This is a genomic window from Novosphingobium sp. Sphag1I, assembly GCF_056279125.1.
In genome coordinates this window covers 334,736-360,357 of the sequence record NZ_JBWBQS010000002.1, presented here as the reverse complement: position 1 = coordinate 360,357, position 25,622 = coordinate 334,736, and the positions used below count along the sequence as shown (strand labels likewise).

Here is a 25,622-nt window from a genome sequence, read left to right as displayed (position 1 = left end):
ACCGACGAGGTTTTCCCCCACGATTACACGTTCGAGGCGGGCATGCTCTATGTCGGCGACACACCCGGCCACGGCGTCGACATCGACGAGGCGCTGGCCGCCAAGTATCCCTACAAGCCCGCATACCTCCCCGTCGCAAGGTTGGAAGATGGAACCATGTGGAATTGGTAAAGGCCAAACCACACAAACCATAATAAACAAAGGGATGGGATAGGAAATGACTTGGCGCTCAGCAAGATTGCGCATTCTGTTGCTGGTGATGGTGGGCACCATCATCAACTATATCGCGCGCAATTCGCTGGGCGTCCTGGCGCCCCAGCTCAAGGCCGATCTGGCCATCACGACCGAACAATATTCCTATATCGTCGGCGCATTTCAGCTCGCCTACACACTGATGCAGCCGATCGGCGGGATGCTGATCGACAAGATTGGTCTGACCGCAGGCTTTGCCATTTTTGCACTGGCGTGGAGCCTTGCCAATATGGCCCATGGCGCGGCGCGGGGCTGGATGTCTCTGGCGGCCTTTCGCGGCCTGTTGGGCATGGCCGAGGCCGCCGCCATCCCGGCGGGCATGAAGACTATCGGCGAATGGTTCCCTGATCGCGAACGTTCGGTGGCGGTGGGCTGGTTCAACGCCGGAACGTCGCTTGGCGCAGTCATCGCACCAGTGCTGGCCGCGCTGGTGGCCAAGATTTATGGCTGGCAGGCGGCCTTTATCGTGACCGGGGCATTGGGCGTCTTGTTCGCTGCGGCATGGTATAAATTCTATCGCTCGCCCGGTGACGCCTCCTATGTCACGCCCCAGGAACTGGCCGAAATCCGCGAGGGCCAGCGCCCGGTCGAAGCCCCCACTGTCGCACTTGGCGCCACCACCTTGCGCGCCATCGCCAAAACCAAGCGTTTCTGGGCCATTGCCGTACCTCGTTTTCTGGCCGAACCGGCATGGCAGACTTTCTCCTTCTGGATCCCGCTCTATCTGGCCAAAGAGCGCGGGATGGACATCACCCAGATCGCCCTATTCGCATGGGTGCCGTTTCTGGCGGCCGATGCGGGCGGCATTCTGGGCGGCTATCTGGCGCCTTTCCTGCAACGCTGGCGAGGGCTGTCCCTTGAAGGATCGCGCATCGCGGGCATTTCGCTGGCCGCCGTCCTGATGATCGCGCCGGGCTGCGTGGGCCTCGTGCTCAGCCCTTATGCCGCCATTGCGCTGCTTTCGCTTGGCGGATTTGCGCATCAGATCATCTCGGTGCTGATCAACACGCTATCCGCCGATGTCTTTCCCAAGGGCGATATTGCCAAGGCCAACGGGCTGGTCGGCATGGCGGGCTGGACGGGCGGGCTGCTCTTCTCACTCGCCATTGGGCAATTGGCCGACAAAATCGGCTATGCCCCGCTGTTCGCCTGCCTTGGCGCATTCGATCTGATTGGCGCGGTTTGGCTGTTTGCCATGCGCCGCCACCTCATTTTAGCAAAGGCCTGATCCGCATGCGTAAACCCAGCCTTGCCCACCCGCCGCGTTTCTCGTTGACCCAGCGGGATGGGCCGCGCGTCACCTTGACCGCCGATACAGGCGCGGTCGCGCATATCTTTATCGCCGAAGAAGACATTTTCCGCGTCCTGTTGCTGACGCAGGGGAAAGTTACCTCCGCACCGAGCTGGGCCGTCGCGCCGGGGCAAAGCGACATTGACGAACCGGGCCGCGACCGGATGAGCGTCGAAGGATTTGCCGCGCCCGATTTCAGCATCGATGAAACAGAAACCCAAATCAGCATCGCCACCGCCCGCCTTCGCGTGGCGATCGCGCGCGATGGATTCTTTTGCACATGGCATCAAATGGTCGGTGGCACATGGCAATTGACGGCGCAGGACCGCCCGACGCAAGCCTATAATTTCGGATGGTGGGACGATGCCGCCTATCATTATGTCACGCGCCAATCGGGCGAACGCTATTATGCGCTGGGCGAAAAAGCGGGGGCGATGGACCGCGCAGGGCGCCGTTTCCGCCTGACCAATCTGGACCCGATGGGCTATGATGCCGGGGCGAATGACCCGCTGTATAAATCCATCCCCTATGTCCTCGTGGTCAACGCGGAGGGCGCGGCGCATGGCGTGTTTTACGACACCACCGCCGACCCCACTTTTGATTTCGGCCATGAGCATGACAATTATCACCCGCATTACCGTTATATGCGGGCCGAGAGCGGCGACCTTGACTATTACATGATCGCCGGGCCGGATGCGCGTGAAGTCACCCGCCGCTACACATGGCTGACCGGGCGGCCCGCGTTTCAGCCGCGCTGGGCGGTGGGCTATTCCGGATCGACCATGACCTATACCGATGCGCCAAATGCGCAGGAGAGGATGGGCGAATTCATCGAGGGACTGGAGCGTCACGACATTCCGTGTGAGAGCTTTCACCTGTCCTCAGGCTATACCTCGATCGGCGACAAGCGTTACGTTTTTCATTGGAATCTTGAAAAGTTCCCCGATGTTCGCGGCTTTGTGCAATCCTATGCCGATGCCGGGGTGGAACTGGTCCCCAATATCAAGCCCGCACTGCTGGTCACCCATCCGCTCTATGCCGAATTGGCGGAAAAGGGATGGTTCGTGTCGGACGCCGATGGCGACCCGATTGTCTGCCAATTCTGGGACGAGGTCGGCGCCTATGTCGATTTCACCAACCCGGATGCGGCGGCATGGTGGCGCGGACAGGTGACGCAGCAATTGCTGGAATATGGCATCCATTCGACATGGAATGACAACAATGAGTACGAAATCTGGGACAAGCGCGCCCGGATTTCCGGCTTTGGCGCGCCCCGGCCCGCCGCCGCCGAACGCCCGGTGCAAACGCTGTTGATGATGCGGGCAAGCCGCGCCGCACAAATCGCCTATCGCCCCGACGAACGCCCCTATGTCGTGACGCGCAGCGGTATGGCGGGGATGCAGCGCTATGCGCAAAGCTGGTCGGGCGACAATTTCACCGCATGGCACACAATCCGCTATAATCAGAAAATGGCACTGGGCATTGCGCTGTCAGGTGTGTCCAATTTCGGGCATGACATTGGCGGATTTGCGGGCCCGGCACCGGAACCTGAACTCTTCTTGCGCTGGGTTCAGGCCGGGATCGTGATGCCGCGCTTTTCGATCCACAGCTGGAACACCGATCGCACCGTCAACGAACCATGGATGTATCCCGAAGCGACGCATGCCATTGTCGGCATGATGCAAATGCGCCGCGCGCTGCAACCCATGCTGCACGACCTGCTGTGGCGCCATCATGCCGAATATGAACCGGTCAGCCGCCCTCTCTGGCTGGACTTCTCACAAGATCCGCGCGCGTGGGAGGATAGCGACACCCATTTGCTAGGCCCCGATCTTTTGGTGGCACCCGCGATGGATAAAGGTGTCGAAAAGGTCGCGGCCTATCTGCCCAACGGCGCCAATTGGTATGATATCCGTGACGACCGCGCCTATGTGGGCGGACAGGATGTGGTGCTCTACGCCCCGCTTTCCGGCCTTCCGCCGATGCTGGCGCGCGAAGGGTCCGGCCTGTTCCTGGATCTGGCGCCCGCCGGGTTTGTTCAGGCCAAACCCCAACCCGCAGCCTTGCTCTATCCCCCCAAGGGCGAAGGGCAATTCACCTGGAGCGGGTTTGACGAAAGCGGCAATAGCTGGCCCGACCTGGACCATCCGCCGCTCTGGAACGTTTGGGTGAAAACCGCGTCTGACACGGTCACTATTGTGGCCGTGTGGACCGGCACAACCCCGGCCCCCGCCGAAAGGCTGCGCCTTGTCCTTCCCTTGGCCGAAACCCGCCAGACAATTGTCAATGGCGGTGTGGTGTCGGCCCAGAACGCGATGGTTCTGGGCGTTATGCGCAAAGTCATAGATATCGAGATGTGACGCAAGGCACCAGAAAAGCGGTCGGGCCTCAGTTCGCCTGAAAGCTTGCGAAGATCTTGGCCCCCGATTTGTCAACCAGTGCGACAACCAGTTTAGCTCCCTTGACGGGTTTGAAACCGGCTGCGCTTAACTTGTTGACACCCACGGGGACCAATATGGCCTCGGTCTTGGCAACGCCGACGGTCTGGGTCAGCTTGGCGGTGTAATTGGCCGCGACCAGTGGTTCATCTTCCTCGGTCAAATAGACATCGACGCCCTTGTCCGTGGAAACCAGTTCGATCACGGTTTCGCCGGTCATCTGAACCAACCCGCCATACAGCGGCTTCATGCTGCCATGCGCGTTGGCCAAACCGGGCATCAGGGCCAAAGCCATCGCGCCAAGGCCAAGTAATTTCTTCATCATGATGCAAACTCCTGACGGGATGCCGATCATTCCGGCGCGTGGGGCAGGACAAAGGAGAGCGATGAGCGATATTCGCTGTGATCGGCCTTTTTTGAATCGTCGGCGGGCCCGACATAGATGGCCATGATCACGTTCAGCCCCTGATTGCGCAGCTTGATCGTAGCGGTGCCATCGGCGCTGGTCTTGACGCCCGCTTCATCGGGATCATTGACGTAATCGGACATGATAATGACGCCCGCCATGGGCTTGCCCTTATACATGGCGCGCACGGTGAAAGGTTCGCCCATCTTTTGCGGGATTGTCGTCGTTGCGGGCACAAGCTGCAACGTGTGGCCTTCGATCAAAGGCACCGGCTTTGTCGGCATTTGCGTCAAATGGACCGCATATTTCCAGTTATGTTCGGCGAGCGTGGCCGTGGGCACTTCATCGCGGCCCTTGTTGTGCCATTCGCCATCGGGCGTCTTGGTCCACAGACCATAATCCATCGCGGCCGCCACGATCGAAACCGGTTCGTCGCTGTCCACCACCGGGATGACACCCGCCGCGCGCAAAGTCACCTTGACCGGCAGCCCTTGCGCATCAAACCCCTTGGTTTCCTTTACCAAAGGCAGACGCTTAACCGCATCAAGATCATCAGCGCCCACGCCATAGACCAATGCAAGTTGACGCGCCCTTTGCGCGAACCAGATACCATGCGCATCTGCGGATGGAGCTAATGCTCCCAGAGAAATGGCCAATCCCAAAGCCATGGACATTTTGCGCAAGCGCTTGTTTGTTGCGGTCATCATCTTCAAAGACTCCCCGATGGTGCGACAGATCGCAGGCCTGACCTTGCCCTTTGATCTTTTAAGCTTATGTCCAGATTTGCCGCTTCGATGCCGAATTTGGTCCCGGCGCGGAATGCCGGGCGCAATTTCGTCACCTGCGCGGCATAACTGGCTGCTGCTCAACGCACGAGGATTAACATCCACAAAAAGTGGAAAGCTGGCTGTTCAACAGCCAACAGAATGGTGCGCCCAGTCGGCCTACCACATTTGTCCATCGCTTGCGCGCGGGACAACCTAATCCTTTGTCAGCGCGCCGTCGCGCGACGGATAGCGGCCTGCCATTCAGACTGAAGCCGGGCGCGCGCTGCGGGGGTCATTTGCGAATGGAAACGGGTGACTTCACCCGTCGCCTCGCCGTTCAACGCATTCGGCCAAGCGCCAATGGCATGGGCCGCCAACATCGCCGCGCCCAGCGCCGTCGTCTCCAGATTGCCGGGACGCTCGACCACAATGTCCAGAATATCGGCCAGGAACTGACAGAACCAGTCATTGGCCGCCATACCTCCATCGACCCGCAGGGCGGCCAGAGCGCCCGCACCGTCCCCCTGCATCGCGGAAACCAGATCGGCGGTTTGAAACGCGACCGATTCCAGCGCCGCACGCGCAATATGCGCCGCCCCGCTGTCAAAGGTCAGGCCCGTCAGCATACCCCGCGCATCCGTACACCAATGCGGCGCCCCAAGGCCGACAAAGGCCGGCACCATATAAACCCCGCCATTGTCCGGCAGGCGTGCGGCCATGTCCTGTGTCTGACGCGCCTCGACAATGATGCCCAAACCATCGCGCAACCATTTGATCGCCGCGCCCGCGACAAAGAGCGAGCCTTCCATCGCGTAATGGGTGACGCCATCCATGCGATAGGCAATCGTGGTCAGCAACCGACTGCGCGAGCGGGTCAGCGTCGCGCCCGTGTTCATCAGCATAAAGCCGCCGGTGCCATAGGTAATCTTGGCCTGACCGGGCGCAAGGCAGGATTGCCCGACCAGCGCGGCCTGCTGATCCCCCGCGATGCCGCGAATGGGAATGTCGCCGCCCAGCAATTGGGTCGAACCAAAATCATCCGCGCTGTCGCAAACCTGCGGCAAGAGCGAGGCGGGGATGCGGAACAATGCCAACAGATCCGGGCACCAGCGCTGCTGCTGAATATCGAACAGCAAGGTGCGCGAAGCATTGGTGACATCGGTCTTATGCTCGCGCCCCTCGGTCAAACGCCAAAGCAGGAATGTGTCGATCGTGCCAAAGGCCAGTTCCCCTCTTTCGGCCCTGTCACGCGCACCGGGAATATTATCCAGCAACCACGCCAGTTTCGTCGCCGAAAAATAGGGGTCAAGCAGCAAGCCGGTGCGCTCCTGCACCAGCGCTTCATGCCCCGCTTCGTGCAGTTGCGCGCAGATTTGCGCGGTCCGCCGATCCTGCCACACGATGGCGCGGTGCAGCGGGGTGCCGGTGGCACGATCCCACAGGACCACCGTTTCGCGCTGGTTGGTGATGCCGATGGCCGCAATTTCCCGCGCCCCCAACCCCGCCTTGGCCAAGGCTCCCTTGGCCGTTGCCAAAGTGTCGCGCCAGATATCTTCGGCATCATGTTCGACCCAGCCGTCGGCGGGATAATGCTGGGCAAATTCCTGCTGCGCGCTGGCCACAACATGGCGGTTGGCGTCAAAGATCAGGCTGCGGGTCGAGGTCGTGCCCTGATCGATGCTGAGAATATAGCCGCTCATTGTCATCCTCTTGCCCGCTTTACCGGTTATTCTTTTCAAGCCATTGATCAATCCGGGCGGCCATTTCCGGCGGCGCGGTCAGGCCCAGCTTACTGCGCCGCCACAGAACGTCCCGGCTGGTTCTGGCCCATTCATGGTCCATCAGATAGCGCAATTCGGCCTCATAAAAGCCCTGCCCGAAATCCTGCCCCAGATCGGCAAGCGACGCGGCATCCCCCAAAATGCGCGTGATGCGCGTACCATAGGCATGGGCCATACGCCCCGCCACTTCCGCAGGCAGGAAAGGCCAGCGACGGCCCACATCGGCCAAAAACGACGCGAAATCGCCCGGCAGATCACCTCCCGGCAGCGGAGTCGCCCCCGTCCACCCACCACGCATCGGCGGCAGAAACGGCGTGAGCATTTCAAGCGCATGTTCGGCCAAACGGCGATAGGTGGTCAATTTGCCGCCAAAGATGGACAGCACCTGCGGCCCACTTTCCCGTCCCAGTTTCAGGACATAGTCGCGGGTGATCGCCTTGGCATCGGCCCCGCCATCATCATAAAGCGGACGCACGCCCGAATAGGTCGAAACGACATCGTCCGGCCCAACCTGCGCGGTGAAATAGTCATTGACCGTCTGGCAAAGGTAATCGACCTCTTCACCGCTGATCTTGGGCGCGTCACGCTCGTCCGCGCCAACCAGAATGTCGGTCGTGCCGACCAGCGTGAAGGCCCCCTGATAGGGGATGGTAAAGACAATCCGGCCATCCTGTTTTTGCAGGATGAAGGCATGATCACCCGGATAGACCTTGGGCACGATAATATGGCTGCCCTTGACCAGACGTATGCCGCCATGGGCCTGCGCGTCGGGTATGGCGCCCAGCATTTCGCCCACCCAAGGCCCCGCCGCATTCACCACCGCACGGGCGCGGACCTGCGCTTTGGGCGCGGCATCATCGCTCGTCGCCAGATCGACCAGCCAGCAATCACCCTCCACCCTGGCCCCGGTGGCGGCAACGCCGGTGCGGATGTCGGCGCCGCGTTCGGCCGCATCGATGGCGTTCAACACCACCAGGCGCGCATCATCCACCCAGGCATCCGAATAGACAAAGCCCTTGGCCAGCCCCGGCTTTAACCCTTCGCCCCACCGCCGATCGCGCAGGTCCACCCCATGCGAGGAGGGCAGGCTCTGCTTGCCGCCGATATGGTCATAGAGCCACAGGCCGATACGGATCATCCATCCGGGCCGCCCGCCCTTGGGTTGGGGCAAAACGAAACGCAAAGGCCAACTGATATGCGGCGCAATATGGATCAGCCGTTCCCGCTCCTGCAAAGCTTCGCGCACCAGACGGAATTCGTAATATTCCAGATAGCGCAGGCCGCCATGGATCAGTTTCGTGCTGGCCGAAGATGTGTGCGCGGCCAGATCATCGCGCTCAACCAACAGGACTTTGAGGCCCCGCCCCGCCGCATCACGCGCGATGCCGGTGCCGTTGATCCCCCCGCCGATGATCAGCAGATCATATTCGTCGGCAAAGATATGGGCATCACTCATGGTTACATCCTGATCCTGTCAGTCCGACAACTGACCTGCCTAGTTAAAATATATCAGCCTTTTACGCCGCGAACCAAGGTCCACAACACCGCGCAACCCACCAGATCCAGAACGCAAAGGCTGACAAACAAAGGATTGTAGCCAAAGGAATCCGCGCTTTGCCCGATCAGGAAGGTGAACAGAATGCCCCCGATCCACGCCGCCGATCCGGTCAGACCGCTGACGGTGCCGACCCGGCTGCTGGGGAACATATCAGAGCAAAGCGTGATCAACGCGCCATTGAGCATCTGATGGGCAAAACCGCCAATGCAGAAAAAGGCGATCGCCCACATGGGATCGGGCGCCAGCCCAATACAGGCAGGCCCCGCCATCAATAGAGCCCCGCAGGTCATCGTGATCTTGCGCGAGGCAACAACGCCCGCACCGCGCCGGATCAGCCAGCCCGGCAACACACCCGCCGCCAGTGAGCCAAAATCCGCCGCCAGAAACGGCAACCATGCCCATAGCGCCACGGCCTTAAGGTCCAGATGCCATTGACTGACCAGATAGAGCGGGATGAAGAAGTTGAACGTCTGCCACGCCGGTTCGGCAAAGAAACGCGGCACGGCAATGGCCCAGAACGATCGTTCCTTCATCAGGGCCAAACGCCCGGGGGGCGGACCGCTTTCGTCCTTGTCGGCCTGCCCTTCACGGATCATCGCCCGTTCTTCATCCGAAAGCCGGGCATGTTCATCGGGGCGTCGATAAAACGCCCACCACGCCAGCGACCAGACCAGACTGAGCGCGCCCGACACGACAAAGGCCGAACGCCACCCCCACCACAGGATGCAAAAGGCCACCAGCGGCGGCGCGATCATGTTGCCGATGCTGGTTCCCATCTGAAAACCGCTGGTGGCCAGCGAACGTTCGCGCGCGGGGAACCATTCGGACACGACCTTGGCCCCGGCAGGAATGGCCGCCGCCTCATTCGCGCCCAGCAAGGCGCGGAAGAAAGCAAGACCTGCCCAGCCCCCGGCCAGCGCGTGCAGCGCATTGGCAATGGCCCAACCCACCGCAAAGATCATGAAACCCAACCGCGTGCCCAGCGCGTCCAGCACCGCGCCCGCCACCGTCTGCATCACGGTATAGCTGGCCTGAAAGGCGATCACGATCCAGCTATATTGCTGGGTCGTGATGCCCAATTCCGCCTTGAGCGTGGGCGCCGCCACCGACAGCGTCGAACGGGCCAGATAGTTGAGCACCGTGCCCATTGTGACGAGACCAATGATCCACCACCGCAAAGATTTGATTTTACCAGCCATTAAGGTGGACCCTTGAATTGAATAACTTCACTTACTTGGCGTCGATTTCGATCATCGACACACGAGCGGGCGCGCTGCCCGCCTTGAATTCCAGATCGATCTGCCCCTTGGATTGAATGTCGAATGTCCGGGCGACGGCCACTGCATCCCCCACAGGTGCGACGGGTTCAAACTGACGCAACAGGTCCTTGCCATTGGCACGAATGTCAAAGCTGCCCTTGGCTTGCCCAACGGAGGCCGGGAACCACAGCGTCAGTTTATAACGACCAGCGGGCGCAGGGATATGATAGGCAAAGCTGCCCTGACGATAGGTGGCGATGGCGTCGCGTTCCTGCGTGCCGTCGATCTTGGCGCGCTGAGGCGGACGGCCATAATCAGCCGGCTTATCCAGACTGGCGACATCACCCCCGTCGAACCAATTGTCCGAACCCAGCAGGCGGGTCGCGCTTTTGGCCGCGACCAGCGCGCCCGAGTCGATCACGATCGACTTGCGCTTTTCCGGGGACAGCGTCCAGTTCACCTGATCCTCTGCCGCCTCACCATGGCGCATGCCCCGCGCCACCAACTTGTTCTCACCCTCGTCCAGCGCCACCGCGGACCAGACGCAAATCATCTGCGCACAATGATCCTTGCGCCCCAGCGAGCGGCCATTGAGCAGCAGTTCCGTGCTGTCGGCATTGCTGTAAACCTTGATATCGGTCACGCCATAGGCACGATTGACATAGCGGCGCCCGGTGATGCGCACCGTGGCCGCGTCACTCCAATTCGCCTTATAGAAATACCAGGCATCCTTGCGGGTCTTGTGGTCATAGGCCACCAGCCCCTTGGTGTTGATATCCTGTGCATCGCCCTCGGTGCGGACGGTGGTGGCAAAATCAAAGGAATTCCACAGCCACGAGGCATAGAGATAGGGCCGCGCGGCAATCTGGGCCAGGGCAGTTTCGTGGATATAGGATTCATATTCTTCGGGCTGGGCCGCCCCGCGCGAATCCGGCGCGCCACCCAGCACATTGTCCGTGTGGATCGTCAACGCGCCACCCGCGCCATATTCGGTCACCGACAGAGGCTGTTGCGGGCGTTTGGCATGCAATTGATCGAGCATCGGGCCAAGGTCGCCCGCCTTTCCAAAATACCAGCCGAAATAGCGGTTCGCCCCGCCAAGATCCGCCGCAGGCGCGACTTCGGGAATGGCCACATTCGCACTGAACAACCGCCCTTCGCAACAGGTGGCCAAAGCGGTTGGGCGCGAGGGATCTTCATCCTTGGCCTGTTTTTGCAATTGCGCCAACACAGGCATCGGATCGGGCGTCTTGCCGCCGCTGCCGCCGACGATAAAGGCGGGCATGGAATTGCCGAAATCGACCTCGTTGGCGATGCTCCAGATCGCCGTGGCCGGGTGGTTGTAATTCTGGCGGATCAATTCGCTCAATTGCTGATGGGCATTGGCCAACAGTGCCGCTTCCGGCTCCAGCTTACCGCCCACGGTCCATGCCGAAACCAGCGGCACTTCATCCCACACAACCAAACCGTTCCGGTCGGCCAGATCGTGGATCACCGGACCATGCTGATAATGGGTCAGGCGGATCGAATTGACGCCCATTTCGCGCATGGTGGCAACGTCTTCGGCAACGTCCTCTTCGCTGATCGCCCAGCCCTTGCCATCGCGGTCCTGATGATAGCCGACGCCGCGCAGGACATAGGGTTTGCCGTTGAGAAAGAACCCCTTGTCCGGGTCAAACCGCATCGTGCGGATGCCAAAGTTTTGGTCAACACTGTCGGTGACCTTGCCGTCCGCGCCCATAACCTCGGCGCGCAAAGTGTAGAGGTAGGGGTCAATGGTCCCTTGCCAAAGATGCGCCCCTGCAACGGTCAGATCACCTGCGCCCTCACCCGTCGTTTTGGCGGCCAGAGCCTGCTTGACGATGGTCTGCGCCGCCACTTTGCCATCGCGGTCGATCAACGAAAGGCGCGCCGAAACATTGGCCGGTTTGGCCGTGTCATTGGTCAATCGGACGCGCGCATGGATCTTGGCGTCCGATCCGTCCACGGCGGTTGTCGCGGCATAGAGGCCCGGCCCGCCAAAATCATTCATGTCGACATGCAAAGGCGCGGTCGAAACCAACCGGACCGGACGATACAGCCCGCCATGGACAAAGAAATCGCCAAACAGCGGCAGAACATCGGATGTCGACGATCCAGCCGCCGGTTGCGAATTATCGACCCGCACGGCCAGAACATTGACCTGCCCCGGCTTTAACGCGGCGGTGGCGTCAAGGCGGAAACGGCTGAACCCGCCGCGATGTTCGCCCAGCAGGACGCCGTTCAGCCAGACCTGCGCGACCCGGCTTGCCGCATCAAATTCGATCCACGTCTTGCGCCCCGCCAGATTGGCCGGCGCTGTAAAATGCTGGCGATACCAACCCACGCCCATCTTTTTGGCCACGGTGGACGGCTTGTTCGTCCCGCCCAGATCGTGATGGTAATAGCCGACCCGGTTCCAGGTATGGGGCACCGAGACGGATTGCCAAGCACCATCGGCAAAGTCTGATTTGGCCGCGTCAGCAGGCATTTCATCGCCGGTAAAACGCCAATCCGTCGTCAGAGGAAGGACGCTGCGCGCCTCTTGCGCATGGACAAGTGCGCCAAGCGAGAGGCCGAGGGCAAGAACAGCAGATTGCGCGAGTAGACGATAGTTCATCAGATTTTTTCCGCTTACTTGCCAGTGATATGATTGTCTTTAAGCCACAGCGCATAATGGTCGAACCACGCATCGCTGGTCGTGCCATTGGGCTGCGAGGCAAAGCCGTGACCGCCCGCACTGTAGAGATGAAACTCGACCGATCCACCCGACCGGCGCCAGTTGTGGATGAGGCTGAGATCCTGCGTCTTGAAAAAGCGATCATCGGCCGCGATCACTGAAAAAAGCGGCGGGGCGTGGGGCGGAACATCGGCGCCCTGCGTCGGGCCATAGACCATGCCTACAAAATCGGGGCGGGCATCGGGCGCATTAGCCTGTGTCGTGGCCAGAACAGTCATCGCCCCGGCGGAAAAGCCCAGAATGCCGATTTTCGCCGCATCAACATGCCAATCCGACGCCTTGGCGCGGACCATGCGGATCGCGGCCTGCGTATCGGCCACGGCATAGGGCACGTTGTCCGAAGTAACCTTCACCCCTCTTTGAAACGTGCCCGAAATCGCCTCTTTGAACGCGGCAAACCCCTCACCCACCGGCAAGGTGCGGTATTTCAGGATGAACACCCGCACGCCCTGCTTGTCGAGGCGCTTGGCCACGTCAAAGCCTTCATTGTCCATCGCGAGGAATTGGAAACCCCCGCCCGGAACCAGAATGACCGCCGGGGCCACCTTGCCCGCAGGCAACGTGCCGGGCCAGAGCAGCAATTGTGGTTTGCCAACATTGTAAACCAACCGCTGATCGGGGGTCTGCTGGGCCCATCCCTCATGCGCGGGATTATCGCGCGGCAGAGTGATGGGCAGGTCGATCGCCTTGCTGACCGGCGGGTTGTTGACCGGCAACACGCCATCAACCCACGCCCCCGGCGCGGCCAATGCCGCGTTGGACCATAATGCAGCGGCCAGCAGCAGACGCTTCACTTGGTTTTCTCCCCTGATTTCAGGGTGTAGTAATTGGCCAGAACGTCAAAGGCGATCTTGCGCTGACCGGTTTCCGAAATCAGGCCCTTGCGGTTCCAGCCCATCTGGAAATCAGGGTTCTGACGACGGGGCGAGCGGAAATCCTTGAGGATCCAAGGCGACAAACCGCGCAATGTGGGCACGCGGTCCGCCATGGCCAGCGTCTTGCGGTAATATTCAGCCTGAAACTCTTCGGAGAATTTCTGCATTTTGTCCGGGCTGTGGAAACCCGATTTCGCATCCGCACCGAATTCGGAAAAGACCAAGGGCTTGTCGGCGGGTACATTCCACAAGCTGCCGGGCAGGTCGGAAAGACGATCCCCGGTGTACCAGCCATTATACGTGTTGATCGAGACGATATCGAGATCGCCCGCCAGCGGGTCCACCATGGTCATGGTTGGCGCGCCACTGCCTTCCTCACGCTTGACCAGCAAGGCGGCGCTGACCAGACGGGAGGGATCGAGGCGCCGCACATCGCCGATCAGCGTGCGCAGGAAAGCGTTGCGCGCATCATTGACCGGGGTTTCATTCGCCACGCTCCAGATCACAACCGAGGCGCGGTTGCGGTCGCGCAGGATGTTTTCGGCCAACATGTTGCGGGCGCTGGCCAGTGTGCCGGGATTGCTCCACGCCACCATCCAGTAAACCGGCACTTCGCTCCACACCAACAGGCCCAGCTTGTCGGCCATGCGGGTCATCACCTCCGAATGGGGGTAATGCGAAAGGCGGACATAATTGCCGTGCAGCCCGTTCTTGATTTCACCCAGCAGGGCGGCGGCATTTTCGGGGGTGATGACACGGGCGGGATTGGGACTGATCTCTTCCTCATGCATCGAAATGCCGCGCAGGAAGATCGGCTTGCCGTTCAAAAGTATGTCGGCGCCCTTGCGCTCAATCGTGCGAAAACCGATCTGGTCGCGCCAAACGTCTTCGCCCGCCGTCAGGGTGACATCATAAAGCTTGGGATTTTCCGGCGACCAGCGCACCAGCGAGCGCGGCGCGGGGATCGTCGCCTTCCAATTGCCCTGCGCATCGGTCTTGCCCGGAATGTCCAGTTTAAGGCCGGCGATCTGCAGCTTGATGATCTTCCCCGCGGCCTCTGCGCCATCGAGATGCGCTTCGGCCTCCAGCTTGCCATCCGTGGTCAGGCGGACCATCGCATTGTCGACATAGGTGGCAGGCGTGTGGACCAACCGAATGCCGCGCGTGGCGCCGCCGTAATTTTCCCAATCGGTGACGGTGGGCGGAACGGTGGTGGGCGTTGCCTGTGAATCGACGGCAAAGGTGATCTGATTATCACCATCGCGCAGCGCTTGCGTCACTTCAAAGGCAAAGGGTGTAAAGCCACCCTCATGCCGCCCCAGCGATTTGCCGTTGAGATAAGCCGTCGTGGCATAATTGGCCGCGCCAAAACGCAGGAAGTAGCGCCCCTTGCGGTTGGAGGGCGCATCGAAATGGCGCTGATACCAAACCACGCCCTGATAGTGGCGCAATTCAGGCGATGCCGCCAGCCATGAGCCGGGCAGTGCGGTGGTCAGACTATGCGCCATGTCGAATTCGAACATGGTGCGATTGTCCATCGCCATCTCTTTGCGCACATCAATGTCGAGCCAGCGCTGCTGACCCCGATCGGGTGTTTCGCCGTGAAACCCGGCGATCCCCGCGCGATAGGGGTCGATCGAATAATGCCATGTGCCCGAAAGCTCGGTGCCTTCACGCATATCGGCGGAGACCAGCAGCGGTTCATTGGCAATCGTGGCCAGCGGCAGCGCATCGGGCGCCTGATCGGCCAGAACGGGAAAGCTGCCCAAGATCAGGGCTGCGGAGAAAATGCCGAGTGCTTTGGCCTTGCGCATAATGTCTCCAATGATGTGATGCCGGGCTTACATTCCCAAATGTCGAAAAGGCGCGAAAAGGCCGGGCGGTTTGTCCAACCGTCCGGCCTGTCCGGATCAGAAGTTCAGGCTGGCGCGGATCCCTCCATAGCGACGGAAGTCGCGCGGCAGGACGGCCTGCGTCGTCATGCCGCCCCCCCAGCTGCCGTTATTGTTGATCAACGCAGGGTAATATTGTTGATCAAACAGGTTGTTGACGAAAGCAGCCACTTCCCAGCGGCGATTCTCGTCGCGGATACCAAGGTTGAAATTCACGATCTCATAGGACTTTTGGAAAGTCTGGGGATCGCGGGCGGCATAGAAAACACTGCTCTGATGCTGAACATTGATCTGGGCCAAACCACGCAGCTTGTCGGTGATCTGGGGCGTATATTCAGCGGTCAGCGACATCTTGAACTTAGGCGCCTGCACAGCCTGCGTCCCGGTCAGGTTCTGGCTGGAAGGCGTGCCGGCGACGCAGCCCTGTGCGGCGGTTTGTCCAGCAAAACACTGAGCCACAGGATAATCGAGATATTTGGCGTCCAGAATGGCAAGCGAAGTGTTGAAATTAAACGTGCTGTTAGGACGATAGCCCGCGTCAATTTCAAACCCGTGCGTGCCAAGCTTGCCCACATTGGTCAAGCGAAAGTTCTGAAGCCCTCCGACGGTTTCGATCGTCTGGGCCTGAAGGTTTTTGTAAGTCGTGTCGAAATAGGTGACGTTCAACGTGACCTTACGGTCAAACAACTGGCTGCGAACGCCGAATTCGATATCGCGCGAGGTTTCCGGCTTGATCGGTCCAGCATCGGCGCGCCCCTGATTGAAACCAGAGGTCAGGTCATAAGTTTGCCCCTTGTAACCAGTGGAATAGGTCACAAAAACATTGATGCGCGGGGTAAATTCATAACGTGCGCTGATGCGATAGGTTGCAGCGGTATCCTCTGCGCTGCCGTTGAAGCGGGCGTTGTTTGCCTGAATATCGTTGAACGTGTAGCCGATCTTTTCATTCTGCACACGCCCGCCGCCAGTCAGCGTTGCTTTGGGCATGAATTGCCAATCGGCCTGAACAAAGGCTGCGATCTGGCTGGATTTTGAAGTCGCGTACCAGTTTTGGGTCGCAATAACCGGACCGCGATAGAACGGACGTTCAAAGTCCACATTCGCGTAATAGGCGCCAACCGTATAGTGGAACGGCTTGCTGCCATCGGAGAGGAGGCGGACTTCCTGTGTAAACAGCGTCGATTTGAACGTGCCGGTCTGGATATTGTTAAACGCTACCAGCGGCGAGGACGTTTCGTCGGAATCGAAATAGTCGTCCAAACGGAATTTGTCATAGGAGGTGATGGTCACCAGCGAATAATCGCCCAGCGAAAATTCGCCGCGCAGATTGCCGCCACCGCCCTGATATTTGGTGCGCGAAGTATAGTTGATGCTGGTATTCTGATTGTTCAGGCCGGGAACGACACCGGGCAGCACGACATTGATGGTTTGCCCCGCCGTGCCGCGGAAATTCGCACCCGCGGCCTGCGCAATGATCGGACGGCCGACATTGGTGTTGCCGTTCATGTAATTGAGCGACAGCGTCAGCTTGGCATCGCTGGTCGGTTCCCAACGGATCTTGCCGCGCAGGTTGACGGCCTCACGCCCGTTCAGCTTTTGCCCATTGTAAAGATTGCGGACATTACCGTCCCACTTGGAATAGGCCGCCGAAAAGACATAGCCTACCGTCGGGCTGATCGGGCCGGAAATGCTGACATTGCCGCCATATTCATTGTCGGTGGTGACATTGGCGTTGGCGCGAACCTTCAACGTGTCGGTCGGGTTGCGGGTAATGATATTGATCAGACCAGCCGAGGCCGCCTTGCCATAAAGGGTCGATTGCGGACCGCGCAGGACTTCGATGCGCTCCACATCCGGCAGATCGGTAAAGGCGCGCGCCTGAAACGCCAGCGGCACTTCGTCGACCATCACGGCCACGCTGGGTTCAACGCCGATGCCAAAGGCAAACGTGCCCACGCCGCGCAGCGACACGTTGGCATTGACCGGGTGTTCCGCCGGACGGATCGTCAGCGAGGGCGATACCGCACCAAGGTCCTGAAACTGGCGCACACCGGCGGCTTGCAGCTGGCTTGCACCCAGCACGGAAACGGCCAGCGGAACGTTCTGGACATTTTCGGCACGCTTTTGCGCGGTCACGATGATTTCGCCCGAGTCCGCTGCCTTGGGCCCGCCCGATTGCGCAAAAGCCGGCGATGCCACCAGACCAATTGCCGTCGCCAAAGCCGCGACGCACACCGAGTTGTGGAAGCTTTTCATACCATCCCCTGATTATAGCGGACTGACTCGTCCCTTTTGTTCGAAGAAGGTTTTACCTAATGGCCTGACCAGATGCAATACCGGTTTGACACAAAATGTACGTTTGGTCATTTGGCGGGCAAAAACGAAATGATTGTAGCCGTTTAGCAGTCAATTCCGCCTTTCGCGCAGGCCTTCTCTACGATGCGTCGCACCCGAAGATGAAATCTAGAAAAGGGCTTCATCCTCGTGATCAAACGGTAGGCATAGGCAATATCACGTATCAACTCGGCATAGGTCAGGCGAAATCTGTACAGATTGGCCTGATCAACCAATCATTGCCCCTGTCTCCTTCAACAAAGAGCGCCCGATTTCCTCGCCTTGACTCCCATGCTCTTGGCCATCGTGGATTGGTAAAACCATTGCCCTTTCCTGCCCTCACACTTTGCGCCATAGAGCACCCATGTCTGATCCAATCATCTCGATAGCCCGCGACCCTGTGCCTTTGGGCAAGAGCGGATTGCACGTTTCCCCCCTCGCCTGGGGCATGTGGCGATTGGCCAGCCCGGATGGAAAGGATGATGTCGGGGCGATCATCGCCCGGATCGAGGCCGCGCTTGATGCCGGGATTACCCTGTTTGACACCGCCGACATTTACGGCGCAGGCGAACCCATCGGCTTTGGCGGCGCCGAATTGCTGTTGGGCAAGGCGCTGGCCGCTCGCCCTGATCTGCGCGCGCGTATGGTTATCGCCACCAAGGGCGGAATCTGGCCGGGCTGGCCCTACAATTCCTCGATCGATTATCTGACCAAGGCGGTCGATGCTTCGCTCGAACGGTTGGGCGTGGAAACGGTCGAGCTTTACCAGATCCACCGCCGCGATTTCCTTTCGCACCCGCGCGATGTGGCCGCCGCTCTTATCGCCATCGTCGAAACGGGCAAGGTGGGCCATATTGGCGTATCGAATTACAGCCCGGCAGAGGTCGAGGCGCTTCAGGCCTTTTTGCCCTTCCCACTGGTTTCAACCCAGCCGGAATTTTCGGCGCTGCGCTATCATCCGCTCTATGACGGCACGCTGGATCAGGCAATGGCGCGTGATCTGTCCGTTCTTGCATGGTCGCCGCTGGGCGGCGGAGCGCTGGTGGCCGGCGATCACCCGGCGGCAAAACTGCTGTCGGCACAGGGGGCCAAATTCGGCGTGGATGCCGCCGCCGCCGCGCTGTCATGGGTTATGGCCCATCCTGCGCGGATCATCCCCATTGTCGGCACGCAAAACCCGGAACGCATCGGGGCTTCCGCCGATGCGTTCAAGGTCGAATGGAGCCGGGGCGAATGGTATGGCGTGCTAGAAGCAGGTCGCGGCGAACGGATGCCCTAATCCCCTGCGCCGCCGTGTTGCAACTCTGCCAATCCATTCCGACGCGCTTGCGGTGCTAAAACGCAGGCCCTCATCCCTCTTCGGGCTGGATTACGGCGCGATTGCGGCCCTCGCGCTTGGCTTGATACAGGGCCTTGTCGGCCGCCTCCAACAACATCATGCGCCTGTCCTCACGGCCCGGCAGGCATGACGCGCCGCCCACGCTGATACTGACCCGGTTGATCACGGGTGATGATTTATGCGGCAAATCCAGTGCGATGATCGCATCCACCACGCGCTGGGCCAACATAGGCAGGTCCGCCAAGGGCGTTGCGGGCAGGACCACGACAAATTCCTCTCCCCCCAAACGGACCACCAGATCCTTGGGGCGGCGATAGGTTCGCTGGACGGTCTGCGCCACTGCGCGCAACACTTCGTCACCGGCCAGATGGCCATAGGTGTCGTTATACTGTTTGAAATGATCGATATCGATGATCAGCAGCGACAAAGGATGCCGTTCGCGCGCGGCCTGACGCCATTCGGTCTCGAAATATTCGTCGAAATAGCGCCGATTGCTCAACCCCGTCAGGCCGTCGACATTGGTCAGCCGTTGCAGTTCGAAATTGGCCTGCATCAACTCCTGCTGGCTCTTGCGCAGCGCGCGATAGGCCTCATCGCGCTGGATCTGCGAAAGATAGGCCGCCGAGTGATAGCGTATGCGCGCGATCAATTCGATGCGGTCGGGCAATTTCACAAGGTAATCATTGGCCCCGGCGCGAAAAGCCTCGCTCTTGACGCTGGCTTCTTCCTTGGTCGACAAAACGATGATCGGGGTCGATCGGGTATGCGGATCGGCGCGATATTGCCGCACCAGATCCAGCCCGTTGACCGACGGCATAACCAGATCCTGAAGGATCACGGTAGGTTGCACCTTGCGCGCAATGGCAAGAGCATCGACCGGGTTCGAGCAATAGTGGAATTCAATCCCCTCTTCCTCCAGCAATGCACGCCGCACCGCCTCGCCCACCATGATCTGATCATCGACCAGCAGGACCATGATCGACTGGCCCACCAGCGGTTCGGGATCATTTAATTCGGGACTGTCCGTGATCGGAAGACTCATTGTGACAATCCTTTCGTCGATATTTTCATGCCGGGAATTTCCATCAACCGGCGGGCAATTTGGTCTAATGGCAATATCTCTTTGGCGGCGTCCATTTGAACCGCCGCCTTGGGCATACCATAAACTGCACAAGTCTCCTGATTTTGTGCAATTGTATAATGACCTTTATCACGCAATTCCTTAAGACCTCGCGCACCATCGGCGCCCATGCCGGTCAAAAGAACGCCTGTCATCGCGCCAGGCCAAAACTGACCCGCGCTGCGGAAAAAGACGTCGATCGATGGTCGATAGGTATGGTCCGAAGGCTCGCTGGAATAACCCAGACGGTCAGGCGATATGAACACCAGATGCTGATCGGTTCCCGCCACCAGCACGTTGCCGGGGCGGACATGGTCCCCCTCCTGCGCCAAACGAACCGTCAACGCGCTTTGGTCATCCAGCCAATGGGCCAAACCGGCGGCAAAGCGGGCGTCAACATGCTGGACAATGACAATCCCGGCGGGGAATTGCGCGGGCAACCCCTTGAGAATGGCGGCCAGCGCAGCCGGTCCACCCGCCGATGCGCCAATCGCGATCAGTCGGTTGGTCGTCATGTTGGTCGGATGACTGGCCTTAAACGCGGTGGTGACATTATCCACCTGGATCAACCGCCCGACATTCTCGATCTTGTTCAGCAGGGGATGGCGGCCTGCGGGCGCATCATGGCCCAACAGCGGCGTATCAACCGCATCCAGCGCGCCATTGCCCATCGCAGCGAAAACCAGGGCGGCATGGGTGTCAACATCGGCTGTCACCACCAATATGGCGCAAGGCGCCTGCGCCATGATCCGGCGCGTGGCCTCAACCCCGTTCATGCGGGGCATGATCAGGTCCATCAGGATGATATCGGGCCGGTCGCGTGTGGCCAACGCCACCGCCTCTACGCCATCGGCGGCGGTCCATATCACCTGATGCTGCGGCGCCTGTGCCAGAACCCGCCGCAACGCCTCGATAGCCAGCGGCATGTCGTTGACGATGCCGATCCTCATGCCGCTTCACCGATCAGGTCAATCACCGCGTCAATCAGCGCGTCATTCTGGAAACTGCCCTTGGTCAGGTAATAATCCGCCCCGACTTCCAATCCGCGCATCCGGTCCTCTTCACGGTCCTTATAGGACAGGATCATCACCGGCATGGCCTGCAAGGACGGGTCCTGTCGGATGCGGCGCACCAATTCGATGCCATCCATGCGCGGCATGTCAATATCACTGACCACCAGATCGAAACCCCCGCCACGCAGTGCATTCCAGCCATCCATGCCATCAACCGCCACTTCGACCTCATAGCCATGATGGTCGAGCAATTTGCGTTGCAATTCACGCACGGTGAAGGAATCGTCGACCACCAATACACGCTTGCGGCGCCCCCCGGCCACCACTGCGCCGTGATGCCCGACATGGGCCAGACGATCGGCCGAGGCCAGTTTTTCCAGCGACCGCAGCATGTCCTCAACATCGACGATCAACAACGGCGCGCCATCCTCGGTCAACGATGCCGCGCTGATATCCTTGATCTTGCCCAAACGCGGATCGAGGGGTTGCACCACCAATTCGCGCCCGCCCAAAAAGCGGTCAACCGCCACGGCAAATCTCTGTCCCGCCGCGCCAAGCAAGACGACACATAATTCATCCGCCGCGCTGTCCACCGCCCCACAGCCCAACACCTGATGCGCGCCCACCAGACCGACCGCCTCGCCATCGATGTCGATATGCTGACGCCCTTCGACCTTGCGCAGTTGCTGGGGCGTAACCTTTAATGCACCGGCAATATGGGCAAAGGGGAAGGCATAGGGCTCGCCCCCGATTTCCACCAGAAGCGCCCGCACGACCGACAGGGTGAGCGGCAATTCCAGCCGGAAACTCGTGCCCTGCCCGGCGCGAGAGAGGACGCGGACGCGGCCCCGCACCTGACGGATCATGTCCTGCACGCTGTCCAGACCGACGCCGCGGCCGGAAATCTCGGTCACATTCTGCTTCATGGTAAAGCCGGGCAGGAACAGAAATTCCAGCAATTCGCTCTCGCTCAACCGCTGGGCGGTTTCCGCGCCCGCCAAACCACGCGCAACAATGGCGGCGCGGATGGTTTCGGGGTCGATTCCGCGCCCGTCGTCGGACACGATGATCTGCAGGGCGCCCGCGTGGTGGCTGGCCTCAACGCGGATCACGCCTTCCTCGCTCTTGCCTGCGGTGCGGCGCTCCTGCGGGCTTTCCATGCCATGGTCCAGCGCATTGCGCAGCAAATGGCCCAGCGGCGCATCCAGCTTTTCCAGAATGTCGCGGTCAACCTGTGTGCGCTCGCCCTGAATTTCAAAACGGACCTGTTTACCCAATTCCCGCGCCAGATCGCGCACCATGCGCGGAAAGCCCGTCATCCCGTCGGCAAAAGGACGCATGCGCACCATCAAGGCCTGATTATACAGCCGATGGGCCAAATTGGTGGTGCGGTGGTTGGATTGCTCCAGTTCTTCCATGCCGCCCGACAATTGACGGCGGCAATCGAGCAGACGCCGGCGGGTCTCCGCCAGCGCGAGGCGCGCCTTTTCGTCCAGCATGTCGGCGGGCAAGGCGGCCTGCAAGGCTTCGAGCGCATGAACCGCCTGTTGCTGCATCCGTTTGAGACGCAGCAAGGATTGTTCAAGCGGGGCAAGACGCCGGGTTTCAATCAAAGATTCCCCGGCCATGTCGAGCAGGCGATTGAGGTTTTCGGCACTGACCCGAAGCGCGCGATCCTGTGCCTCGCCCATTTTTTCCGGGATGGCGGGCGTTTCAACCAAGGCGGCAGCCGGTACAATCGCCATATTCGGGGCATCATCCCCCTTTGCCATCGGGGCGGATTTGAGCGTCGCGACAAAGCGTTCCGCGTCCTCCTGCCAAATGGCATCATCAAAGCCGCTTTTCGGCTCAGGCTGACGCGCCAGGGAGGAAAGCAGGTCAACCCCGCTGAGCAGGACGTCGATTTGGGCCGGGACAAGACGCAATTGCCCCGCCTGCGCCATCACAAACAGGTCCTCCATCGCATGGGCGACGGTGACCGCGGGATGGATGCCGACAATCCGCGCCGCGCCTTTTAACGAATGGGCGGCGCGCATACAGCTTTCCAGCATCTCGGCCTGTTCAGGGTCTTTTTCCAGCGCCAGCAAGGCGTCGGTCAGGACTTTGGTCTGCTCCTCCGCCTCAATCCGAAACAGATCACGCAGCGAAAGCGAGGAGGGATCGATGCCGTTCATGCCAAAAACCGCTCCATCGCGGCAAAGACCAGCGCCTCGTCAAGGCGGCCGACCTGATGCCCCTCCCACCCCAAGAGGCCGCGGGTAAAGGTCGTGGCGCTGCGCGCCAGTGTCGCGGGAACCGGGCGCATATGGCCATCATCGTGAAACCGCATGTGGCGCACCTCATCCACGGGAAAGGCCAAACGCCTATTGTCCTGACGCAGCACGACCAGACGCCCACCGTCCGTCACCGGCATTGCCCCAACCAGCAACTGGGCCAGAGACACGCAGATCACCAATTCCCCGCGCACATTGACCAGCCCCAACAGCCCCGGATGGTTGCGGTGGGGCAAGGAATGGATAGGCCGATGGCGTATGATCTCGTCCAGAACCAGCGTGGGCAGCGCAAACCATTCCGCGCCAAGGCGAAAGACCATCAGCGATTCCCCGCTGCCGATCCCGCTGTCCTCACCCAATCGAGCGACGGGCGCGGCGTCATGATCGGCGGGCAAATCGCGGTCAAGCAGCAGGGCCGCCGCATGGGAAAAGCGCGGACAGTTGCGGCAATGCGAATGGCGCGGCAATTCGGCGCAGGATTTATCACCCTGTACGCCGATCCGTTTCCAGCAGGCATCAATGACCGGTTGGCCCGTGGTAAAATCCTGCGTCATACGTTTTTCCGATCATCGCGGCGGCGCAGACGATCATCCAGACGCTGCGCCCCGACATGATCCCCTTCACGGCGCAGCAAAAGCGCCAGATGACCCAGCGCCTCAACATTGTCCGGGTCCAGATAGAGCGCCTTGCGGTAGTAATGCGCGGCCACCTTGCCCTGACCCGATGCATCGCTGATCAGGGCCAGCAAGAGCAAGGCATCAGCCGATGCACCCTTGGCCCGAATATGGGCATGACAACCGCGTTCGGCCTCGTCCAACCGGCCATCGTCGGCCATCCGGCGCAGGGTGCGAAGATCCGGGGGCGAGACGCTCTGTGTCACGATAGCGGGCGATTGACGATCCCGCCTTGCCGCTGGCGTCACCATCATGCGGCGGAGCGGCGGCGCGGGCGTTCGATGGCGCGACGCCGGGATAAAGGCGGCCAATTGCGCTTTGGGTTCACCCAATGCCGGTTGGGCAACGGTTTTTTGAAAGGCAAAGGCCATGGCCAAACCAGCCGAGGCAAAGCCTTCGCTGCGCATCAGCCCGGCTTCGGAATGGCCCACAAACAGAGTGCCGTCGTCCTTCAACACGCGCCCCAGCACGGCAATCGCCTGCTTTTGACGAATGGGGTCAAAATAAATCAGCAGGTTGCGACAGAAAATGACATCAAAACCCTGCGCCTGCACCAAAAAGCTGGGGGAAAAGATATTGCCCTGACTGAAACGGACCGTGGCGCGCACATCATCACGCAGTGCCCATCCCCGCGCCACGGGACGAAAATAGCGGTCGCGAAACGCCAGATCCTGTCCGCGAAAGGAATTGCGGCCATAGACGCCGGCCCGCGCCTGATCGATGGCTTGCTGGCTGATATCAATCGCCTCGATACAGAAACGAGACGCAGGGATGCCAGCGTCGATCAAGGCCATAGCCATCGTATAGGCCTCCTCGCCGCTCGAACATGGCAGGCTGAGCAAGCGGACCTGTGCCATGGGATCGGCGCGCAATTTGGGCAGCAGGACGTCCTGCACCATCGCGTCGAAAGCCTGTGCATTGCGGAAAAACCACGTTTCCGGCACAACGACGGCTTCGACCAATTGCTGCAATTCTTCCGATGAACGTTGGAGCAGCATCCAATAGGCATCCGGATTGCAATTGCCATGGTCACGGCGACGGGCATCGACCGCGCGGCTGATGGCGCTGGGGCCGATGGTTGCCGCGCTCAACCCTATGACATGTTCCAATAATTGGGCGAATCGGGTGTCGCTCATCCTCCCTGCCCCTCGCCCATGGCGCCAAGCCGCAAGGCATTTTCCAGAAAGGCGGGGGGTAGCAGATCGGGCAGATCAACGCGTTGCACAAATCCTTCTGGCCCTTTGGCAAAGGGCGCAAAATCAGCCGGATCGCAATGCAGCATTGTCGTCGCGTTCTCCGCGATCATGCCCAACAAGCCGCCCCGCCCCGCAGGATCGCGCACGACGATGATCCGCGTGCTCAGCCTGCGACGTGCAGGCCGCCCAAGGTCCAATTGGCAAAGGTCCACCACCGGCACGAATTGCCCCCGATATTCAAAGGTCAGATCCGTGGGCAGACCGACCGTATCGGCCCCCGAACGGATCTGGCACAGCGGGGCCAGCGGGACGATCTCGACAATGCGATCCGCCGCCAGTGCGAAATTGCCCTCACCGATGCGGAAATGGAGGAAAAGCATCTGTCGCAGGTCCTGT

General features: G+C 60.3%; 19 protein-coding genes and 1 pseudogene. 5 read left to right on the top strand and 15 right to left on the bottom strand.

Features of this window, described 5'->3' with window-relative positions; all coding sequences use genetic code 11:
- The 3 genes and pseudogenes from ACZ9HU_RS03625 to ACZ9HU_RS03615 form a co-directional block, all read left to right on the top strand.
- Positions 1-171: pseudogene (locus tag ACZ9HU_RS03625) on the top strand (bifunctional D-altronate/D-mannonate dehydratase); the annotation flags it as partial.
- 46 nt (positions 172-217) lie between these two features.
- Positions 218-1,480 carry an MFS transporter gene (locus ACZ9HU_RS03620; RefSeq protein WP_476102400.1) on the top strand — a complete coding sequence of 421 codons (1,263 nt, stop codon included), beginning with the start codon at positions 218-220 and terminating at the stop codon, positions 1,478-1,480.
- A 5-nt stretch (positions 1,481-1,485) separates the two neighbouring features.
- Positions 1,486-3,903, top strand: a complete 2,418-nt coding sequence (locus tag ACZ9HU_RS03615) for a glycoside hydrolase family 31 protein (RefSeq protein WP_476102398.1) — start codon at positions 1,486-1,488, stop codon at positions 3,901-3,903.
- 28 nt (positions 3,904-3,931) lie between these two features.
- On the opposite strand, the gene ACZ9HU_RS03610 is transcribed toward ACZ9HU_RS03615, so the two are convergent.
- Together ACZ9HU_RS03610 and ACZ9HU_RS03605 are read right to left on the bottom strand one after the other, a co-directional pair.
- Positions 3,932-4,306, bottom strand: a complete 375-nt coding sequence (locus ACZ9HU_RS03610; RefSeq protein WP_476102395.1) for a hypothetical protein — start codon at positions 4,304-4,306, stop codon at positions 3,932-3,934.
- Positions 4,307-4,332: 26 nt separating this feature from the next.
- Positions 4,333-5,055 carry a DUF4198 domain-containing protein gene (locus ACZ9HU_RS03605; RefSeq protein WP_476102393.1) on the bottom strand — a complete coding sequence of 241 codons (723 nt, stop codon included), beginning with the start codon at positions 5,053-5,055 and terminating at the stop codon, positions 4,333-4,335.
- Here ACZ9HU_RS03605 and ACZ9HU_RS03600 point away from each other — a divergent pair.
- The gene (locus ACZ9HU_RS03600) at positions 5,036-5,371 is read left to right on the top strand and encodes a hypothetical protein (RefSeq protein WP_476102391.1); all 336 of its coding nucleotides are present in this window, start codon (positions 5,036-5,038) and stop codon (positions 5,369-5,371) included. The genes ACZ9HU_RS03605 and ACZ9HU_RS03600 overlap by 20 nt on opposite strands.
- Before the next feature lie 7 nt (positions 5,372-5,378).
- Here the strand turns inward: ACZ9HU_RS03600 and glpK are convergent, their stop codons facing one another.
- From glpK to ACZ9HU_RS03565, 7 genes are all read right to left on the bottom strand, one after another.
- Entirely contained in the window at positions 5,379-6,854 is a 1,476-nt protein-coding gene (gene glpK / locus ACZ9HU_RS03595; RefSeq protein WP_476102389.1) for a glycerol kinase GlpK, read from the bottom strand.
- A 19-nt stretch (positions 6,855-6,873) separates the two neighbouring features.
- Positions 6,874-8,391 carry a glycerol-3-phosphate dehydrogenase gene (gene glpD / locus ACZ9HU_RS03590; RefSeq protein ID WP_476102387.1) on the bottom strand — a complete coding sequence of 506 codons (1,518 nt, stop codon included), beginning with the start codon at positions 8,389-8,391 and terminating at the stop codon, positions 6,874-6,876.
- Positions 8,392-8,444: 53 nt separating this feature from the next.
- Positions 8,445-9,692 carry an MFS transporter gene (locus ACZ9HU_RS03585; RefSeq protein WP_476102385.1) on the bottom strand — a complete coding sequence of 416 codons (1,248 nt, stop codon included), beginning with the start codon at positions 9,690-9,692 and terminating at the stop codon, positions 8,445-8,447.
- Between the two features lie 31 nt (positions 9,693-9,723).
- Complete coding sequence (locus ACZ9HU_RS03580) at positions 9,724-12,390, bottom strand: glycoside hydrolase family 2 TIM barrel-domain containing protein (protein ID WP_476102383.1); 2,667 nt, start codon at positions 12,388-12,390, stop codon at positions 9,724-9,726.
- A gap of 14 nt (positions 12,391-12,404) precedes the next feature.
- Entirely contained in the window at positions 12,405-13,304 is a 900-nt protein-coding gene (locus ACZ9HU_RS03575; protein ID WP_476102381.1) for an alpha/beta hydrolase, read from the bottom strand.
- On the bottom strand, positions 13,301-15,199 hold the full coding sequence (locus tag ACZ9HU_RS03570; protein WP_476102379.1) for a glycoside hydrolase family 2 protein: 1,899 nt from the start codon (positions 15,197-15,199) through the stop codon (positions 13,301-13,303). The genes ACZ9HU_RS03575 and ACZ9HU_RS03570 overlap by 4 nt, the downstream gene beginning before the upstream one ends.
- Before the next feature lie 96 nt (positions 15,200-15,295).
- The gene (locus ACZ9HU_RS03565; RefSeq protein ID WP_476102377.1) at positions 15,296-17,533 is read right to left on the bottom strand and encodes a TonB-dependent receptor; all 2,238 of its coding nucleotides are present in this window, start codon (positions 17,531-17,533) and stop codon (positions 15,296-15,298) included.
- 442 nt (positions 17,534-17,975) lie between these two features.
- On the opposite strand from ACZ9HU_RS03565, the gene ACZ9HU_RS03560 reads away from it, so the two are divergent.
- The gene (locus tag ACZ9HU_RS03560) at positions 17,976-18,890 is read left to right on the top strand and encodes an aldo/keto reductase (protein WP_476102375.1); all 915 of its coding nucleotides are present in this window, start codon (positions 17,976-17,978) and stop codon (positions 18,888-18,890) included.
- 70 nt (positions 18,891-18,960) lie between these two features.
- On the opposite strand, the gene ACZ9HU_RS03555 is transcribed toward ACZ9HU_RS03560, so the two are convergent.
- From ACZ9HU_RS03555 to ACZ9HU_RS03530, 6 genes are read right to left on the bottom strand one after another with little or no spacing between them, the layout of a single operon-like run.
- Positions 18,961-19,992, bottom strand: coding sequence for a diguanylate cyclase (locus ACZ9HU_RS03555; RefSeq protein ID WP_476102373.1), 1,032 nt, complete (start codon positions 19,990-19,992; stop codon positions 18,961-18,963).
- Entirely contained in the window at positions 19,989-21,020 is a 1,032-nt protein-coding gene (cheB, locus tag ACZ9HU_RS03550; protein ID WP_476102371.1) for a chemotaxis-specific protein-glutamate methyltransferase CheB, read from the bottom strand. Before cheB ends, ACZ9HU_RS03555 begins: the two co-directional genes overlap by 4 nt.
- Positions 21,017-23,257, bottom strand: coding sequence for a hybrid sensor histidine kinase/response regulator (locus ACZ9HU_RS03545; RefSeq protein ID WP_476102369.1), 2,241 nt, complete (start codon positions 23,255-23,257; stop codon positions 21,017-21,019). The genes cheB and ACZ9HU_RS03545 overlap by 4 nt, the downstream gene beginning before the upstream one ends.
- Positions 23,254-23,910 carry a chemotaxis protein CheW gene (locus ACZ9HU_RS03540; RefSeq protein WP_476102367.1) on the bottom strand — a complete coding sequence of 219 codons (657 nt, stop codon included), beginning with the start codon at positions 23,908-23,910 and terminating at the stop codon, positions 23,254-23,256. Before ACZ9HU_RS03540 ends, ACZ9HU_RS03545 begins: the two co-directional genes overlap by 4 nt.
- Complete coding sequence (locus tag ACZ9HU_RS03535) at positions 23,907-25,166, bottom strand: CheR family methyltransferase (protein ID WP_476102365.1); 1,260 nt, start codon at positions 25,164-25,166, stop codon at positions 23,907-23,909. Before ACZ9HU_RS03535 ends, ACZ9HU_RS03540 begins: the two co-directional genes overlap by 4 nt.
- Positions 25,163-25,606, bottom strand: a complete 444-nt coding sequence (locus ACZ9HU_RS03530) for a chemotaxis protein CheW (RefSeq protein WP_476102363.1) — start codon at positions 25,604-25,606, stop codon at positions 25,163-25,165. The genes ACZ9HU_RS03535 and ACZ9HU_RS03530 overlap by 4 nt, the downstream gene beginning before the upstream one ends.
- Positions 25,607-25,622: the final 16 nt, after the last annotated feature.

Bases quoted from the DNA above. Each gene is read 5' to 3' on its own strand.
- ACZ9HU_RS03620 (WP_476102400.1), top strand. From the start codon at position 218: ATGACTTGGCGCTCAGCAAGATTGCGCATTCTGTTGCTGGTGATGGTG.
- ACZ9HU_RS03615 (WP_476102398.1), top strand. From the start codon at position 1,486: ATGCGTAAACCCAGCCTTGCCCACCCGCCGCGTTTCTCGTTGACCCAG.
- ACZ9HU_RS03610 (WP_476102395.1), bottom strand. From the start codon at position 4,306: ATGATGAAGAAATTACTTGGCCTTGGCGCGATGGCTTTGGCCCTGATG.
- ACZ9HU_RS03600 (WP_476102391.1), top strand. From the start codon at position 5,036: ATGGCCAATCCCAAAGCCATGGACATTTTGCGCAAGCGCTTGTTTGTT.
- ACZ9HU_RS03605 (WP_476102393.1), bottom strand. From the start codon at position 5,055: ATGGCTTTGGGATTGGCCATTTCTCTGGGAGCATTAGCTCCATCCGCA.
- glpK (WP_476102389.1), bottom strand. From the start codon at position 6,854: ATGAGCGGCTATATTCTCAGCATCGATCAGGGCACGACCTCGACCCGC.
- glpD (WP_476102387.1), bottom strand. From the start codon at position 8,391: ATGAGTGATGCCCATATCTTTGCCGACGAATATGATCTGCTGATCATC.
- ACZ9HU_RS03585 (WP_476102385.1), bottom strand. From the start codon at position 9,692: ATGGCTGGTAAAATCAAATCTTTGCGGTGGTGGATCATTGGTCTCGTC.
- ACZ9HU_RS03580 (WP_476102383.1), bottom strand. From the start codon at position 12,390: ATGAACTATCGTCTACTCGCGCAATCTGCTGTTCTTGCCCTCGGCCTC.
- ACZ9HU_RS03570 (WP_476102379.1), bottom strand. From the start codon at position 15,199: ATGCGCAAGGCCAAAGCACTCGGCATTTTCTCCGCAGCCCTGATCTTG.
- ACZ9HU_RS03565 (WP_476102377.1), bottom strand. From the start codon at position 17,533: ATGAAAAGCTTCCACAACTCGGTGTGCGTCGCGGCTTTGGCGACGGCA.
- ACZ9HU_RS03560 (WP_476102375.1), top strand. From the start codon at position 17,976: ATGTCTGATCCAATCATCTCGATAGCCCGCGACCCTGTGCCTTTGGGC.
- ACZ9HU_RS03555 (WP_476102373.1), bottom strand. From the start codon at position 19,992: ATGAGTCTTCCGATCACGGACAGTCCCGAATTAAATGATCCCGAACCG.
- cheB (WP_476102371.1), bottom strand. From the start codon at position 21,020: ATGAGGATCGGCATCGTCAACGACATGCCGCTGGCTATCGAGGCGTTG.
- ACZ9HU_RS03545 (WP_476102369.1), bottom strand. From the start codon at position 23,257: ATGAACGGCATCGATCCCTCCTCGCTTTCGCTGCGTGATCTGTTTCGG.
- ACZ9HU_RS03540 (WP_476102367.1), bottom strand. From the start codon at position 23,910: ATGACGCAGGATTTTACCACGGGCCAACCGGTCATTGATGCCTGCTGG.
- ACZ9HU_RS03535 (WP_476102365.1), bottom strand. From the start codon at position 25,166: ATGAGCGACACCCGATTCGCCCAATTATTGGAACATGTCATAGGGTTG.
- ACZ9HU_RS03530 (WP_476102363.1), bottom strand. From the start codon at position 25,606: ATGCTTTTCCTCCATTTCCGCATCGGTGAGGGCAATTTCGCACTGGCG.